We start from the raw sequence: 15,057 nt of genomic DNA, 5'->3' as shown, positions 1-15,057 counted from the left end.
AGAGGGCTCGACGTCCATACCCACGACGCCTATACCTGAAGACAAGGCCACCGTTAATAACTGTGGCCGCGAGAGCGGTTTCTTATATCTTATTGGCAGCGGGGAGGACCAGTAGTCCCATGAGCGGTTCTGTTGACTCCGGTCAACCTAGAGATAATCCTCGAGCCACAGCATTCCAGCAGCTTATTGAGGAACGCGCCAAGTCTATCAGGGGGAAGTTCCTAGTAGATGAATCCAAGGTACAAAGAGTGCTTGAGAACCTAGTCTACTCAACGAACATCAAGCTGCTGCCGGCGGAGTCAGGTCTGCAGATTATAGACACCCAAGCTTCAAGGCTGTCGAACGCCATTGGTTCTGCGATACTAGATGATGACCGTCGGCGGATTATTGACACCTTGTGGGAGGGTGACACGGTCAAACAATTGGGCCGCGTGTTGGCGCTTGACACATTGTCTGATTATGCTTGTCCCCTTTATTCTCTGAACGAACTACAGCATATTATTGAGGCGTTTTACGATCATCAGCTGGCTAACAGGATTCACCTCATAAGGACTGGCCACCCCCAGACAAGCTTCGAAAGATCTGCTTGGCTCGAGGACTTCCTAAACGTGCTTCTGCCGACCAAGCACACATTTATCGTCAGGAACGAAAGAACCGAGACCGGTGACCTCTGGCACACCTACTTCTGGCCTGCCAGGATTATCGAGGCGCGCATGGTGACACCTCCCGCGGGTGTAAGGGCGGTGCGGTATGGTCCCGGCTTTGTGATTGGAGCAGATTTCAGGGTATACGGCAGAGACGATGTCGAGTTAAAGTCAGTGGAATATGAGGATTCGCCGGTACCTAGGTTCTATCGCAGATTACAGAAATACTGCCGTCTGACCTCTCTAGAGGAACGGGCTAGGTTGATGGATGCGCGGATTGAGATCATCCGCACGCTGGTCGAGGGGCTGTCATTTAGAGATCCCGAACGCCTTCGGTCGGATTTCACACGAGCGCTTCACAGTACCCTATCATCTCAGGACATCGATAGGCTTCTGCGCATCGAATATGCTCACTATTGCTGTCGAAACAGAATACAGAAACCCGATTACGACAACTGGGAATTGCGCTGCTTTCCTGCCAACTCGATCGGGGGCCTGCAAGATCTGATGTCCCTAGCCGGATGTTTCGAAAGGGAACTCAGGCTCGGCTGCTATCATAAGGCGCGACAGTCGCTGGGAGATCTGGGCTTAGTGCACGATGACTTGCTACAGCATCCTCGTCTAAGATTCGATTCGGATGTTGATATCGCCACTCGAGCAAATACCCAGAGGATCAAGGCGGCGCTGGATGCTTTTCATGCCTCGTGGGAACCGGAACTCGATTTCTGGAACCTCTATGAGTATTGGGCTCAGCAGATGCTCCGCGATGATTTTGATATCGAGGTGGTCATCAGCAAGAAGGTCAAATCAAGTCAAGTGATTAGGTTCAAATCCGCTGTCGAGTCCTTTGTAGATATCGCTAAGAGGCAAATCGATTCGGCTGGATATATTCCCGACCCTCAAATGACTCTAGGCGGACACACCGGTTCCCTCGCTGCTTCTGCTGACAGCACAGAATCTGTGGACGAAAGCGTGTTCAGGCACAGCCCCGATTACCGCGCCGTATGGTTACGAGGGTCGGAATACATGCTGACACCACGGGAGGCTCAGGTTATCCAAATCCTGCACGAACAGTACGAACAAGGGGTGCCTTGGATCGGGAAGGATTGGATTATTCAAGAGGTGTCTGGCTCCGAATCGAACATCCAGCGCTTGAGAGACCTTTTCCGAGACAAGAAAGTATACTATGCACTTGTAAAGAAAAGTGAAGGTCAAGCCATATATCGTCTAAACATCTAAGTTCCCCTTCCCGGCTGAACAACAGGCCTTTGGTTCACCTGACAGGTGAACTTTTCCAGTTACCCCAAAGATTACCCCACTAACCACCCCAGAAATCGCCCCCCCACATCCCCTATCTTATCTCACAGAAGATGAGAGAGGTAAGCAAGACATTTGGCACTGTCAAGGGTATCACCCGACTCCCGGCCGAGTCAGATCCTGAATCACGCACCGCCTGCCTGCCAGTTCCATCTCTGTTGATGGGTCAGCGAGATGATTGAGCGCAGCAGCGGCCCTTGGTGGAGCGGCAACGCGGCCCGAACGCGGGATGAACGACGGCTGTCGCGCAAGGAGCGGCTCGCCCGGCTGCACATCACGGAAGAGGAGTTCGGGATATACAGAAACCTGTTTCTTAGCATCCGCAGACCCGACACGTACGCCGAACAGAGACACGACGGCACCTGGCCGCAGTTCAGACGGAGATGGAAGGAGTCATTGATTCTCCGCCACCTGTGCGGTGAGACGAACGTATCCATCCCCTTTGCCGATCGGATCGACCAGATCGTCATCGACATCGACTGCAAGGGCAACCAAAGCCGCCGTGACGCCGAGAACACGGTGCGGCTCGTCAGAGACGCCTTGCCCGGTGAACCGCTGCTCTATCAGAGTTCCGAGTCCGGGGGCTTCCGTATGATCTGGTTTCTTGACAACCGAGTCTCCCGTGAGCACCTGCACCGCTGGACCGAGGATCAACTGGACCTAGCGGGCATAACGGTCAAGCCCGGCGTCTGTGAGGTCAGGCTGGGAAAGGATCCCGACCGCCTGCCCTTCGGGTCTTTCAGTATGCTCGTCGACACCGTCACACTCGACCCGATCTACCACCTGACACTGTCAGAAACACTCAGCATCGTCAACGATCACCGGACCCGGTTTCGTGTGGACGTCCGGCCGGCTGCGGCACACGGCGGCAAGGTGACAAGGGATCGTAGCCGCACCGCCGCGAGGCTGCTCAAAGACGGCCTGCCGTCGGATATGACCACCAATGACTGCCTCCTGATCCTGGCCCGGCACGGCCGGATGCGCCTGAAACTCAACGACGATAATCTTGAGGCTTTCCTCTGGTCCTGGATCAGCGAAAACCACCACGGCAACTCGAACCGCATGAACAGCGGCAACCATGCGAGCCTTCAGCGCCAGATCAGCCGGATCGTGGCCAATCTGCAAATAAAGACTGAATGTAACACGCTGCAAGTCAGCAGGTTGGGGCTGAACAAGAATGAACTAACACGCCTGCTTGACCTGCCGGGGGATTACAAGATGCTCAAAGGCGGTCATGGCGTGCTTTGCTATGCAAAGGCAAAGCACGCGGCCTGCCTGACCAGGAAAGGAGGAGGATACAGAGGAAGAGAGGGTACTATCAAATGGGGCACGGTTTTTACACAAAACGAAGACAGGGTAAATGGGGCACGAAATTTCGTGCCTTATATAGATCTGGGGAAGCAGCATCTGCGGCTGCTCAAGGTGCCGTTTTCAAGCAATCCCGTGCGGCTGGTGGGATGGCTGGAACGGTTAGGAGTACTGGGTCTGAAGCGCAAGGCGTGGCCCAAGGGCCACAAGGTGCGCCAGTTCTGGGTGAACTTCCCCTTTGACCTGACCGAACAACCGCTGTCCGAGGACTTCGACGAGGCACTGTGGGACGCCGTGGGCTATGAGGGCATAAGGCACCGGTTCACGCGCCACCAGGCTGAGCGGATCGCACGCAAGATGACAACCAGGACAAGAAAGGAGCTTCATGAAGGCAGACATCTGGAAATGGTTCGGTAACGAGTACAAGGTGCACTGCGAACGCCGTGAAGACTACAAGACGATCCTGAGCTGGCCGGGATGTCGCTGGGGCGGCGACTACTATCATCCCGACGGTCATGTCGAATTCGACGTCATCATCCCCGCCAGGCATCGTAACGCGGCGGTGCGACTATTGGGGTTGAGACCCAAAAACAGCGAAAAATCATCTGTTGTCGCACAACAGGTTACAGAGGGCCCATTTCAGAATTAAGCCCGTAGAGCGACGACTTTTCGATTTAGGTGATAAAGTATGGGCAGACTCGAAAAACACGCTCAGAATCGATTTCTCAGGAATCTGGCGCACACGGTGATCGCACGCAGCCCCGGATTCAATGAGTGCCAATCCCCCCGGCCAGATCGAGCCATGGCCCGTGCGATCGGAACAGCAGGGACTGTAATGACGAGCCACGGCGGTTTCTCTCCCCCGTCCCGGTCAGTGCCTGCCGGCGTGCGTCAGCGTGAGAGGCTGCCGGAATAGACTATGACGACGACAGCATGAATAAACTCCTGACACCTGATGAAGTAGCAGAGCTTCTTGGCGTGGAAAAGTCCACCATCTACCAGTGGACCCACCAGGGGTTTATTCCGCATGTCAAGCTGGGCAGACTCATCAGGTTCAGGCGAGACAAGGTGGACAAATGGCTGCAGAAAAAATCAGTCGCCGGCCGAAGTACCAAGCGAATCAGCATCAACGACCTGACCCTGTCCCCTGTCAGAAGGCGAGCTTATTGACCGCGTCCGAGAGGTGGTCCGGTGAAAGGTGTGCGTAGATCATCGTCGTCTGGATGTCCGAATGCCCCATCAGCTTCTTCACTGTCGGCAGGTCGACACCGCTCATCACCAGATGACTGGCAAATGTGTGGCGCAAGGTGTGTACTCGCGTCAAACCTTCTATCCCCGCCTTCCGCGCGATCTGAATCAACTTCTCCCGCAGCTTGGTCTTCAACCTGCCGCCGTCCGGGGCACTGAAGATATAGTTGCTGTTGACGCCACCGACATTCTTCTCACGCAGGTCCCCCAGCAACACGTACAGCGCGTCGTTCATCGGAATCTCCCGCTCCCCCGTCTTGGGCTGCCATGACTCCTTGCGCCGGATTCGGATCTTCCTGCGCGTGAACTCTATGTCATCCCACTCAAGGTGCTCCAACTCCGCCTTGCGCATCCCCGTGTTCAGAAAGGTGAAGTAGATAGGGCGCAGGTCAGACGGACAGGCTGCAAGCAGACGCTGACATTCCTCAACCGACAGGAACCTTGGCGGCTTGGAGTCGGTGACTTTCAGTTTCGTCACCGCACTGGTCGGGTTGTCCTTCAGGTACCCCCACTTGATGGCCAGGTTGAAGATCGTCTTGAGCGTGCCGATCTCGAAGTTAATGGTGTGCGCCCGGGCACCCTTGCGCGTGTGGCCGTTGACGTCATCGTCCGACGCCACCGGCTGACCGTTCGGGTTCACCCAGGCGTCTTTCCGGTACACCTTGTACCGATCAACCAGCTCGGTCGTGATCTCCGAGAGGAACGTGACGTTCGGCCCGCTCTCCAGAAACTTACGAAAGTGATCAATGACCGCACGATAGCGGCTGGTCGTCATGGGTTGATGATTGGCCCGGGAGTAGTCGAGAAACAGATTGAAGAACTTCTCGATGCTGACATCGTTCCTGGCAAAGCCGAACTCGTCGCGTGCCGCCTTGACCTCGGCGTCCTGCAGGGCCAGCCTGGCGACTTCTTTCGACCTGCCGATCTTCTTGCGGATACGTCGTCCTTTGACGTACAGGTCGATGTACCAGTTTTTGCCTCGTTTGTAGATGCAGCCCATAGCTCAAAAAAACCCGGATTCACTGGTCACTATTTGGTCACAACGGTCTACAAAAACAAGATAGGGATTTGTAATAGGTTGTCAATAGGAAAGTTACGAAGCCCCAAAATAATCTGGCGGAGAGGCAGGGATTCGAACCCTGGATAGGGGTTACCTATACACACTTTCCAGGCGTGCGCCTTCAACCACTCGGCCACCTCTCCGGTACGTCAGCGTTCAGATGTTCGGGAAATATATCGCGGGCCCCCCGGATATTCAAGCTCAATTCCGCCCGATCCCCGGGGCTGAATCAGCGCCCTTGCGGCGTGGAAATGAGAATCTTGTTTCCCTCGACCGTGATCTCGCACCGCCTAACGTCCTCCAGCATCTCGCGGTAGACGATTCCAAAGTACGTCTTTACACCGGAGTAGAGACGTTCCTCTACGATTATACGGGCGTCCTGAAGTTTTGAGATAGCGGCCTCGACCTCCGCCTTCCTCGTCTGCAACATCTCGAGATTGGCGGGCAGCTCCTGCTTGAAAACCTGCAACTTCTGAAGAGCTTCCTGTTTGTCAGGCGGAAGTTCACCATCGAGCTGAAGCCGGTAGAGATTATAGAGAGCCTCCTTGACGCGCTCGCCGTCCTGTTCCAGGCGGCTGATCTCACTCTGGATTTCCTGATACTGCGCCATCAGCTTGGCGTCATAGGCGACATGGAGACATGTGGGTGTGCCGGCGTGTGAACCGACGACCGAGGCTCTGATCTCTTTGCCGGCGCGCACCACTCCCCCTACAATCTTGCCGCGCCGACCCTTGATATGCACGCTGTCGCGCGCTGTCACCTCACAGTTAATGATCTCGCCACCGACGTAGACGTTTCCGCCCGATGTAATCTTCTGTCCCTCGGTATACTTGACCGTAATATCACCGTCGGCGTGCATGGCGCCGCGCCCGCTGCCGAAAAAGCCGCCCTTGACCAGGATATTGCCTTTGACCTGAACAGTGGCATCCTCGACATTGCCCGAGATCTCCAAATCACCATCTATTTTCAGTACGAAGCCGGACTTGACGTGACCGGCCACCCGCACCGAGCCGCAGCAGTCGAGGTTGCCAACGCTGAAATCAACGTCTCCGCCGATGGCCAGGACATCCGTGACGGCGACTTTCCCGTGCTGGAAAACAATGACTCCGTCGGTGGTAGCGCGAAGTTCAAGTTCGTCCCCGGATACTTTCGTATTCGCACCGCCGTTGATCGGGATTTCGCGGCCGGAAGGGCCCGCGTATTCCTTGCCCAGCACGCTCGTTCCCGGGGTTCCTTCCGTGGGTGGTATCTTGGTGACCAGCAGGGCGCCCTTTTCCGTGTTCTGAATGAAGTTGATATCGTGATAGTCGATGCGCCCGTCTTCGTCTTCTTTAGGCGCGTGCTTCTCCATGGTGTCAAAGTGATACACGAAACTGGCGCTGGCCCCGCGTTTGGGCCTGGTGCCGGTGGCCACCCGAATGGGGACGTTGTAGGTCTTCTCCTCTACGGTCTTCCGGATCACGTCCTGATCGACACCGAATACAATACCGGCTTTGCCAAGCTCCTCCATTATCTCCTCAACAGTGATGTCTGGCTCCTCCGGTTGTTGTTTGCGCAGCAGAATAGAGGCGCTCATGAAATCCTTGGATACGGCGGTCTTGACCCGGTTACGCCTCACTGTCTGCACTTCGCCGCCGCTCATGAGCAGGCTCCTTTACTCCACCTGCGGCAACGCCTGCCGGGCTTTAGACAGTATTCGCCAGTACGCTCGCTCGACGACCAGCGAAATCTCGCAGGTCTTGAACGGCTTCGATATGTATTCGTCGGCCCCGAGAAGAAGCGCATCTTTCACCGTATAGGTATCCCCGTAGGCCGTCATCATGATCACGTCTATGCGGGGAAACTCTCTCTTGATGGCCTGTAACAACTTGAATCCGTCCATGCCGGGCATTTTCATATCGGAAACGACGATGTCCACCTTCTCAGTTCGAAGGGTGTCAAGCGCCCTATTTCCATCCTCGGCCAGCAACACGCAATAGCCGTCGCGCGAGAGGATTCGCTCGATAAGGCTCCGAATCATCATCTCATCGTCGACCACCAGGACGGTGATGGTGTTTTTCATGTGGGCAGGCTCCTCTAGTGACCGGTGTTTTCGCCTCACGGCCTGGGCCTCACCGAAGGCGCGGCGTGTCCGGTGCCGAACTCAGCGCACCAGGGTCGAGGCCAGCACCTCAATGAAATCATCCAGCTTCACGGGCTTGTACATCACCCGGCAGGCCCCCAGAACACCGGCCCGGTTTACCAGCTTTTCAGTGGCGTTACCGGTGATGACCATGATCGGAACGTGCGGCGCCACCCGCCGGATTTCCGTGAGCGCGTCCAGACCCGACATCTCCGGCATAATCAGGTCCATGGTGATCAGATCATAGGACCCGCCGGCAGCTTTGTCGACCGCCTGTAAACCGCTCGAGGCAAGATCGACCTCGAGCGCGTCCGTGAGTTCACAGAAGTCCCTGAAGACATCCCGTACCCACGGCTCGTCGTCGACAATGAGGATTCTGAAGGGCTGACCTTTTTCGTGAACCATGCGGTTCAGCTTGTCAAGATTATCTGACGCCATAAGCAACCTTTGCTCAACTCAGTGTGTTTTTCTCGCGACCAACCCGCTGATAGCGCAATGACTTATCGCTATATCTGTTATCGACACGGCCGTCTCAATTCTCAATGGTGAATTTCCTGCAGCCATCTGCTCCCCGGCCCGGTCTGCAGAAGCCCCGCACCGGCGCTCAGGCGAACATGTCCTTGGCCCGCGACAGAGACTCAAGCACGCGCGTGCACTGTTCCAGGATGCCGTGCAGCTTGGTCTCTATCCGGTCCTTGGCCAGACGTCCGGAGGGTATCTCATAGATCATCTTTCCCTCGTTACGGGCGGCGTTCAGGATTCCGGCAACCTCCTGGACCACCCGGACAGTGCCGTTGACCAGCCGTATGAAATCCGGCTCGAGCCGCACAAACTGCTCGGAGCCGGTGCTGGACTTGAGCTTGGCGAGATACAGGGCCAGGTTAAGGGCCAGGCTCTTGACCTCCTCGCTCAGCCCGTCCACTTCGGCAACGATGTCCGGAATTGGCTGCTTTATATCGTTCTGATCACTCACGATTCCCCTGCCTTTGGATGTCTGTTTCAAGCAACCTGCGGTTCGTCTCACTGATACGTAACGCGGCGGCCTCAATCCGCCGCAGGCGACTCAGCGTTTTCTGATCTTGGGTCCTCTCCTTAACCAGCAGGCACTCGACGTTGCCGACAATGACGGCCAGTGAATTGTTAACGTCGTGGTGCACCGAGTGCGACCGATCAACAGCCGCCCTCAGTCTCTCTTCGGCGGCCGCCGCGGCTTGCCGCTCGTTGCGCCACTGCCCGGCTTCGTCCAGTTCCCGCTTTCGCGCCTCCATCATCTCCTGCCGGGCAAGTCGCTCGAAGCCGATCGAGAGTTGGTCGGCGACCACCGCTATCACGTCCAGGTGTCTTTCGTCAAACGCCCGGGCGCGGCGGCTGCCGAGGTTGAGCACGCCGCACACTTCATCACCGGCCAGAAGCGGCACCGACATAACCGATGCCAAGTCGCTGTCCGGATCGAAGTCACTCTTGTTTGACCGGTCGGCGAGCAGGACGGGTTTCTTGTTGCGCGCGGCCCAACCCGAAAGACCGCCGCCGGTGCCAAGCCTCAGAAAACCCAGCGGCTCCACGCCTCCCCCGACAACCGCCTTTTCCGCTAAGCGCTCGCTGTCCGGGTCGACTACGTACAGAGTCGCAGCATCAAAGGGCACAATCTTCCTGAGAACCTCCAGGGCGGCGACGTACACCTCGCGGGACGCCGGTTCTTCGCGCAGCCGGCTCGATATCTCCGCCACCAGCTTGATCTTTCCCCACACGTCGCCAAGCTCGCCGGGCCCGGCTGATTTCCTTCTGACTGCTGCCACGCTACCGACTCCGCACCATCCCCTTAATCTTTCCGACCAGCCGCTCGGCGAGCTTATTCTCCAACTCACCGAACAGTGCCTGTTTGGCCGACGCCGGAACATGAAGGCCGGGATCAGCATAGCTGTTATCCGGATCTCCCTGTATCAGACGCCGCGCCCGGTGCCGTTCATCGAACGATTCGGCCAACAGCACGCGACCCCGCTGGAGATCCAGCAAACGGACTTCACCCTCGATGACGCCCACTCTCTCCCACTGATGAACCACCAGCGGGACGCTGAAGGTCTTGTCAGTCTGGAGCCGTTCGCTGTGCACCACCACCAGCAGCAGGTACCGGCCGCCGATTTCCCGCCCCCAATCAAGCAGACTGTCCGGATCGAAGCGGGCTGAGGGAAACGGCGGGGTCTGGTCGTCGCCGCAGGAAGCCAGCCGGACACGCAGTTCGGCTGACCGGGTGAGATGCCGGTCGAGGCTCTCGGCCAGTCGAGACTCACCCCAGGCCAGCGGTGCCGGCTCGACGTACACGATAATCTGTTGGGGGGTGCCGCGCACGGGCCCGCTCAGGCAAGACACTGCCGCCAGCAGCACCAGAACAACGCGAATGCTCATGTCAGACCACCTCACCGGTCACGCGTGTGCGACGGACGTAGTGGTTCAGGACGTTGCGAACGGATTCTTCGAAGTCGGCGTACTTCCCGGGCAGAAGGTCCATCTCACCGCGCGTGAACAGGTCCTGCAGGTAGTCTCGCGTGATGAATTCAATGCCTGCCAGAATCGCGTCCGGCTCATGGTCCACCCGTTTGACTAATCCGAGCACGTTGTCCAGCGCCTCGACCTCCTGCAAGGTAAACCGCATCGACACGATGTCTCCCTCATTGAGCGTCTCGTTGAGGTCCACCAGCACGCCGCCACCGGAGATATTGAGGATCAGGCCCTGGATGACGCGGCAATCTCCGTCCGGCCAGAACCCTCCGGCGGGATCTTTTATCTTTTGAAGCGACATTGGCATGGAAATCTCGAGCCGAATGAAACGGCGTTTGTTCTGAGACTCCAGTTCGAATGGCCCTTGAACCGATACCGCTTCCCTGTCGGCGTCAGCCTCACGGGACGATCTGGCTTTGGGGTTTGTCTTCATCCTGTCTCCTATCCAAGAGTAGAGAATCTGTCTGAGGGTTCAGCACGGCCAGCTTCCGGTTCAGCTTGAACCGGTGAAGCTGCGTGTAGCCAAAAAGACATCCCGGCAGCGCGCCCCTGCGAGCCGGTGAGAAAAGCTGTCGGGCCAGTTCGCTCACAATAAACTCGACCCCGATTCTGAACTGCCCGGGATCGACGGAATGACAGTGCTTGACCTGGCCCAGCACCAGCGGGGGAAGGAAGTCTACGTCCCAGTCAACATTCATCAACAGGTAGACCCCCTGTTCGAGAAAGCTGGGCAACTGGATCATGATGCCGCCGCTTGAAAGGTTCAGGCTGTCCGTCGACATCCAGCGCAGGCTCGACAGGCCGCGCCGGCTGTGAGAGGCTATCGGAAACGGGGCCAGCCTGACCGGACGTTTCAGGGTCACCCGCCGATACCTTCGCTGCGACAGCGGCACCACGTCCTCGTCAAGCACAAATTGGCACTTGCCGCCGAACGTGCGTATGAGTCTCGCCCGTACCGAGATCTCCTGCCCCTTGTACCCGAACTGCGCCACCACCTGCTGCTGGCTGACCAAATTTTCAATCAACCCGCGGTCCTGTCCGCTGTCGACACTGATGCGCTGGTTGTAGGCCGATGTTACCTTGGCGTGGAGTTCCCTGCCGGGAAACTGCTCGGAAAACAACTTGATCTCGCGACCGACGAGCCGGGAAATGTCAATACGGATGGCCGAGAATCCGACATCCTCGTCGGCGGCCTGCCTGGTCGACGCGTCCATGCTACAGAACTCCCTTTTGTCGAAGTTCCACCTGTTCTCTGAAAACGGCAGACACCAGCTTGTTTACGACGATGTTGTCAAAAATCCTGATTGCGGCCGGCAGACGACTTAGTGTTTTCTTGTCGATGTAATCGTGAAGCCGGCTGGCCACCACGAATTCCAGCCCGGCGAAATGCCCGCTTTCCCTTTCGAACGTGCGACGGCAGATGCCGACCACCAACTCCGGCAGATCGTGCCGCCGGAAAAACTCAAGGCGCATCAGGAGAAGCGTCTTGTCATCGAGCTTCTCATTTGTCCGTATCAGCACCCCACCGCCGCTGATATCAACGCACTGGCTCTCCTCCCACGTCAGGCAATCCTCCCAGTTGTCCCAGTCCAGCATGGGCACCAGCCGGGCATACGAGACCACTGCCGAGGTCCGAATACGAAAAAAACGGCGCCGTTGCACCCGCTGAATGTTCCTCGCGGGCGCCAGCAGCATCCTGGCGTCCCCCTTGAGCAGGCGACGCCTGATCCGCGAATGAAACTGGTACGCCGCGTCCTCGCGCGTGAAGCAGACTATCACAGGCACGTTCTCGCGAAGCAGCGTGTGACCCTGGACGAATACCGGATTCGAAATGATGATGCCGCCGTTGATGAAGTCCTCAACGCGGGCTTCGTACTGCCCCCGCTCACCGTCGTCGCCCACGAATATCTGGATCTTCTCCCAGACCCTCAACAGCTCATCGGGTTTTGACTGAATCGACTGCACGCTGTGGCTTCCTTACCGTGTTACGCGCCTTTAAGCGCGGCCAGGTTCGATCTTCCCTGTTCGATGGCCAGCTCCAGGATCTTGCGCGCCAGGATCGTCCGTGACTGGTCATTCCGATTCCGATAGATGAACTCCTGCCCCGCCTTGATCGTGCTCGTGAAATACTCCTTTGCCTCCTCGTAGCGTCCGATCCGGTGCGAGAGCTCGGCAATCATGTAAGAGGCTTGGATTTGCTGCGTCCCCGGCAGGATGTCGCGCCCGCCGACGAACGCCGCCTTGTAGTTGTCGACCGCCTTTTCGATGGCCTCGCGCTCGTCCGCCACGATCCCGGGCCACGACCGTTTGGCCTGTTTGAGGAATTCCTGAAACGAGGCACAAGCACCGAAAGCCCGACCGTCGGTTTGACCGCCGCCTCCCAGGAGGGCCTGACTGTACTCCTCGATCAGTTCCCCCATACTCGTCAATTGCCTGCGGGTGTCGTCAAGGCACGTATTCAGCGCCGTGACACGCTCCTGGTACCGGTCCTCGAACGCGAGCATCTGCGATTTGACCTCGGTCGTGACCTCCTCCGACTCCTGGTGCGATTTGACCTGCTGGGCCAACGACTCTAACTCCGCCTGAACTGAATCCACCGTCTGCGACAGCATCCCGTACTTGTTGTCCGTCTCATATAACAGAGCGCGCAGGTAGACCTGTTGCGGGTTGTCTCCTTCCTGAAGGTCACGAAAGACCCAGCCTATGCGCAGGTAGAGGCGGCCGAGGTCCAGCTTGCTGTGGTGGTCGGCAAGCCGTTCGTCGTAGACGGCCAGGTGCAGTTTCAGGATGGCGGACTCGTTGGGATTCCGGGGAACGTCAATCGCCTCTCCCAGCATCTTGACCACCGAGCCGGCCGTGGACAACTGTTCCAGGTGCTTTTCCTTGACCTGCTTGAGGCGGTAGAACCGGAAGTTGTTGTCGTTCTTCCAGTCCTTGAAGCTGTTGGTAAACTCCCGCGTATAAAAACAGTTGCTGCAGGTGGCCGTGAAGAACACCAGCGGGTTATACGCCTGGTACCGGGGAAAACGCCACTTGATGCGTAACGGGCAGAAATCCGTGTCGCGGCCGTCCTCCGCGTATGCCCCCACCCGAATCATCTCGAATTCGTTAATCGTCTTGCAGATCGGGCACTCGACCTTGAACAACAAAAATGGGCTATCCTTGGGCATTCTTTACTCCGATTCGTTCTACGGCCTACCCTGATTGAGCAGCGCCAGCTCACCATCGGATATCGGCAGCGTCCGCTTGATCGTGTCCTGCGGCGCGCCCGCCTTCAGCATTTGCCGTGCAATCCTGATGATGTCGGCCCGGTCGCGGCGCGCGGAGGCAGGGCTCACCCCGACTGAATCCCCGTCCGCCCGCTGACCTGCGGCCCCGGCACTGTGTGATCGGCCAAAGTTTATGAACTCGACTTGTTTCCCGTCTTGCGGCGAAGTATCCCCGGACGTGTGAGCCGCCTTCACGGCGACATCCGGCCGAAACCGCCCGGCCGCCGGCGAAGTCTTACGGCGTCCGGCAAAGGCCGAGTAGACCAGCATCCAGAGCAACCCGGCCGCGATGTATCCGACGGCGTTCAGGCCCACGTCAATGATTCGATCGTTCAAAACATCCATGTTCACGACCCTTTCTGGTTCTGCGTACTATGCTTTCACGTCAATGTGAGCGTCCGTATCCGGACTCCCCGGCGTATCGGTCTCCGGTTCGTCCGCCCCGGCCCGGGAGGAATCTTCGCCCTCCCGGCCGTCGTCCTCGGAGGCCGGACGGTCGTCGTCCTCCAGCAGGAGTTCATCCTCCTGCCCCTTCCGCCGGCCTTTGCCCAGCTCTTCTTCCATCTTCTCTCGAAGAGCTTGGGCAAACTTGCGCTGCTTTTCGCGCTCCGACTCCTGCAGGGGTTTGACCCTGTCGGACGACTGGTAAGGCACGTGCTCTACTGAATCCAACTGCTTATCCATCTGTCACACTCCGCCTCGGCCCTGCGCACCTCAGCCCGTGAGGGCAAACTTCTCCCTGACCATGTTCCGCAGTTTCATGACGGCCCGGGTATGAATCTGAGACACGCGTGACTCCGAGATCGACATCACTTCCCCGATCTCTTTTAGCGTCAGTTCTTCGAAATAGTACAGCGCGATGACGAGCTTCTCCTGGGCGGTCAGGCGGTCGATAGCCACCACCAGGAACGACCGGAGTTCTCCCCTTTCTATCTCACCGAGCACACCCCTGCTGGAGGTATCGCTCACCGTCTCGATGCGGGGAACCTGTCGGTTGTCGTCTTCCGGATAGATGATTTCGTCCAGGGACAGTATGTTCGTGCACGAAACGTCGTCAAGCGCCAGATACAGTTCCTGTTCGGACATGTTCAGTTGCCTCGCCAGCTCTGATGATTCGGGCGCGCGGCCGAGCTCGTTCTCCAGAACCGTCATGGCTCGCTCAATCTCACGTGACCTGGCCCGCGTGGATCGCGGTACCCAGTCAAGGGCACGCAGCTCGTCCAGTATCGCTCCCCGGATGCGCGGCACGGCGTACGTCTCGAACTTGACCCCGCGATTCGGGTCGAAATGGCTGAAAGCTTCTATCAGCCCGATCGCACCCGTGTTTATCAGGTCTGTCAGTTCAACCGAGCGCGGAAAGCCCATCGCCATCCGGGTCGCCACGTTGCGAACCAGGGGCAAATACTTGTTCAGCAGCTTTTGTCGGAGGTCATCCGACTTATACAGTCGGTACCGAGCCCAGTCGCGCTCACTCGCGTCCCACTTCTTCGGCTTCGGCGCTGCCTCTGTTCTGAGCACCCTGGCTGCGGCGACCGTTCCTGATGTCCGCCCGCGCTTCTTAGGAGTTGCCTTGAGCGTGCTAACCATATGAAT

General features: G+C 57.7%; 18 protein-coding genes and 1 tRNA gene. 4 read left to right on the top strand and 15 right to left on the bottom strand.

Annotation, left to right across the window (positions count from 1 at the left end; genetic code table 11):
* The first annotated feature begins 119 nt into the window (after positions 1-119).
* The 4 genes from VMY05_11445 (at position 120) to VMY05_11430 (ending at position 4,439) form a co-directional block, all read left to right on the top strand.
* Positions 120-1,883 (top strand): hypothetical protein, encoded by a 1,764-nt coding sequence (locus VMY05_11445; GenBank protein ID HUV31687.1) that lies wholly within the window; start codon positions 120-122, stop codon positions 1,881-1,883.
* A gap of 252 nt (positions 1,884-2,135) precedes the next feature.
* Positions 2,136-3,686 carry a hypothetical protein gene (locus VMY05_11440; GenBank protein ID HUV31686.1) on the top strand — a complete coding sequence of 517 codons (1,551 nt, stop codon included), beginning with the start codon at positions 2,136-2,138 and terminating at the stop codon, positions 3,684-3,686.
* Complete coding sequence (locus tag VMY05_11435) at positions 3,655-3,918, top strand: hypothetical protein (GenBank protein HUV31685.1); 264 nt, start codon at positions 3,655-3,657, stop codon at positions 3,916-3,918. Before VMY05_11440 ends, VMY05_11435 begins: the two co-directional genes overlap by 32 nt.
* 284 nt (positions 3,919-4,202) lie before the next feature.
* Positions 4,203-4,439 carry a helix-turn-helix domain-containing protein gene (locus VMY05_11430; GenBank protein HUV31684.1) on the top strand — a complete coding sequence of 79 codons (237 nt, stop codon included), beginning with the start codon at positions 4,203-4,205 and terminating at the stop codon, positions 4,437-4,439.
* On the opposite strand, the gene VMY05_11425 is transcribed toward VMY05_11430, so the two are convergent.
* The 15 genes from VMY05_11425 to VMY05_11355 form a co-directional block, all read right to left on the bottom strand.
* Positions 4,420-5,517, bottom strand: a complete 1,098-nt coding sequence (locus VMY05_11425; protein HUV31683.1) for a tyrosine-type recombinase/integrase — start codon at positions 5,515-5,517, stop codon at positions 4,420-4,422. The two genes, VMY05_11430 and VMY05_11425, sit on opposite strands and share 20 nt — an antisense overlap.
* A gap of 114 nt (positions 5,518-5,631) precedes the next feature.
* Positions 5,632-5,720, bottom strand: a tRNA-Ser gene (locus tag VMY05_11420).
* Positions 5,721-5,806: 86 nt separating this feature from the next.
* Positions 5,807-7,219: a FapA family protein gene (locus VMY05_11415; GenBank protein HUV31682.1), complete on the bottom strand. Its 1,413-nt coding sequence runs from the start codon at positions 7,217-7,219 to the stop codon at positions 5,807-5,809.
* Positions 7,220-7,231: 12 nt separating this feature from the next.
* A complete protein-coding gene (locus VMY05_11410; GenBank protein HUV31681.1) occupies positions 7,232-7,639 on the bottom strand; it encodes a response regulator in 408 nt (135 codons plus the stop codon).
* A gap of 81 nt (positions 7,640-7,720) precedes the next feature.
* Entirely contained in the window at positions 7,721-8,137 is a 417-nt protein-coding gene (locus VMY05_11405; GenBank protein ID HUV31680.1) for a response regulator, read from the bottom strand.
* Between the two features lie 166 nt (positions 8,138-8,303).
* A complete protein-coding gene (locus tag VMY05_11400; GenBank protein HUV31679.1) occupies positions 8,304-8,672 on the bottom strand; it encodes a hypothetical protein in 369 nt (122 codons plus the stop codon).
* Positions 8,665-9,495: a GAF domain-containing protein gene (locus VMY05_11395; protein HUV31678.1), complete on the bottom strand. Its 831-nt coding sequence runs from the start codon at positions 9,493-9,495 to the stop codon at positions 8,665-8,667. The genes VMY05_11400 and VMY05_11395 overlap by 8 nt, the downstream gene beginning before the upstream one ends.
* Before the next feature lies 1 nt (position 9,496).
* The gene (locus VMY05_11390; GenBank protein ID HUV31677.1) at positions 9,497-10,102 is read right to left on the bottom strand and encodes a hypothetical protein; all 606 of its coding nucleotides are present in this window, start codon (positions 10,100-10,102) and stop codon (positions 9,497-9,499) included.
* Position 10,103: 1 nt separating this feature from the next.
* A complete protein-coding gene (locus VMY05_11385) occupies positions 10,104-10,628 on the bottom strand; it encodes a PilZ domain-containing protein (GenBank protein HUV31676.1) in 525 nt (174 codons plus the stop codon).
* A complete protein-coding gene (locus VMY05_11380) occupies positions 10,594-11,409 on the bottom strand; it encodes a PilZ domain-containing protein (GenBank protein HUV31675.1) in 816 nt (271 codons plus the stop codon). Before VMY05_11380 ends, VMY05_11385 begins: the two co-directional genes overlap by 35 nt.
* Before the next feature lies 1 nt (position 11,410).
* Positions 11,411-12,160, bottom strand: a complete 750-nt coding sequence (locus tag VMY05_11375) for a flagellar brake protein (GenBank protein ID HUV31674.1) — start codon at positions 12,158-12,160, stop codon at positions 11,411-11,413.
* A gap of 20 nt (positions 12,161-12,180) precedes the next feature.
* Positions 12,181-13,365 (bottom strand): DUF2225 domain-containing protein, encoded by a 1,185-nt coding sequence (locus tag VMY05_11370; protein ID HUV31673.1) that lies wholly within the window; start codon positions 13,363-13,365, stop codon positions 12,181-12,183.
* Between the two features lie 18 nt (positions 13,366-13,383).
* Complete coding sequence (locus VMY05_11365; protein HUV31672.1) at positions 13,384-13,809, bottom strand: hypothetical protein; 426 nt, start codon at positions 13,807-13,809, stop codon at positions 13,384-13,386.
* Between the two features lie 27 nt (positions 13,810-13,836).
* A complete protein-coding gene (locus VMY05_11360) occupies positions 13,837-14,148 on the bottom strand; it encodes a hypothetical protein (protein HUV31671.1) in 312 nt (103 codons plus the stop codon).
* 30 nt (positions 14,149-14,178) lie between these two features.
* The gene (locus VMY05_11355; GenBank protein ID HUV31670.1) at positions 14,179-15,051 is read right to left on the bottom strand and encodes a FliA/WhiG family RNA polymerase sigma factor; all 873 of its coding nucleotides are present in this window, start codon (positions 15,049-15,051) and stop codon (positions 14,179-14,181) included.
* Positions 15,052-15,057: the final 6 nt, after the last annotated feature.

It is taken from the genome of Acidobacteriota bacterium (genome assembly GCA_035529075.1).
Lineage (GTDB): Bacteria > Zixibacteria > MSB-5A5 > GN15 > FEB-12 > DATKXK01.
The sequence above is the reverse complement of the archived record's forward strand: the minus strand, read 5'-3'. Positions and strand labels throughout refer to the sequence as shown.

Bases quoted from the DNA above. Each gene is read 5' to 3' on its own strand.
- VMY05_11415 (HUV31682.1), bottom strand. From the start codon at position 7,219: ATGAGCGGCGGCGAAGTGCAGACAGTGAGGCGTAACCGGGTCAAGACC.
- VMY05_11430 (HUV31684.1), top strand. From the start codon at position 4,203: ATGAATAAACTCCTGACACCTGATGAAGTAGCAGAGCTTCTTGGCGTG.
- VMY05_11445 (HUV31687.1), top strand. From the start codon at position 120: ATGAGCGGTTCTGTTGACTCCGGTCAACCTAGAGATAATCCTCGAGCC.
- VMY05_11360 (HUV31671.1), bottom strand. From the start codon at position 14,148: ATGGATAAGCAGTTGGATTCAGTAGAGCACGTGCCTTACCAGTCGTCC.
- VMY05_11405 (HUV31680.1), bottom strand. From the start codon at position 8,137: ATGGCGTCAGATAATCTTGACAAGCTGAACCGCATGGTTCACGAAAAA.
- VMY05_11370 (HUV31673.1), bottom strand. From the start codon at position 13,365: ATGCCCAAGGATAGCCCATTTTTGTTGTTCAAGGTCGAGTGCCCGATC.
- VMY05_11355 (HUV31670.1), bottom strand. From the start codon at position 15,051: ATGGTTAGCACGCTCAAGGCAACTCCTAAGAAGCGCGGGCGGACATCA.
- VMY05_11385 (HUV31676.1), bottom strand. From the start codon at position 10,628: ATGAAGACAAACCCCAAAGCCAGATCGTCCCGTGAGGCTGACGCCGAC.
- VMY05_11380 (HUV31675.1), bottom strand. From the start codon at position 11,409: ATGGACGCGTCGACCAGGCAGGCCGCCGACGAGGATGTCGGATTCTCG.
- VMY05_11440 (HUV31686.1), top strand. From the start codon at position 2,136: ATGATTGAGCGCAGCAGCGGCCCTTGGTGGAGCGGCAACGCGGCCCGA.
- VMY05_11435 (HUV31685.1), top strand. From the start codon at position 3,655: ATGAAGGCAGACATCTGGAAATGGTTCGGTAACGAGTACAAGGTGCAC.
- VMY05_11425 (HUV31683.1), bottom strand. From the start codon at position 5,517: ATGGGCTGCATCTACAAACGAGGCAAAAACTGGTACATCGACCTGTAC.
- VMY05_11365 (HUV31672.1), bottom strand. From the start codon at position 13,809: ATGGATGTTTTGAACGATCGAATCATTGACGTGGGCCTGAACGCCGTC.
- VMY05_11410 (HUV31681.1), bottom strand. From the start codon at position 7,639: ATGAAAAACACCATCACCGTCCTGGTGGTCGACGATGAGATGATGATT.
- VMY05_11390 (HUV31677.1), bottom strand. From the start codon at position 10,102: ATGAGCATTCGCGTTGTTCTGGTGCTGCTGGCGGCAGTGTCTTGCCTG.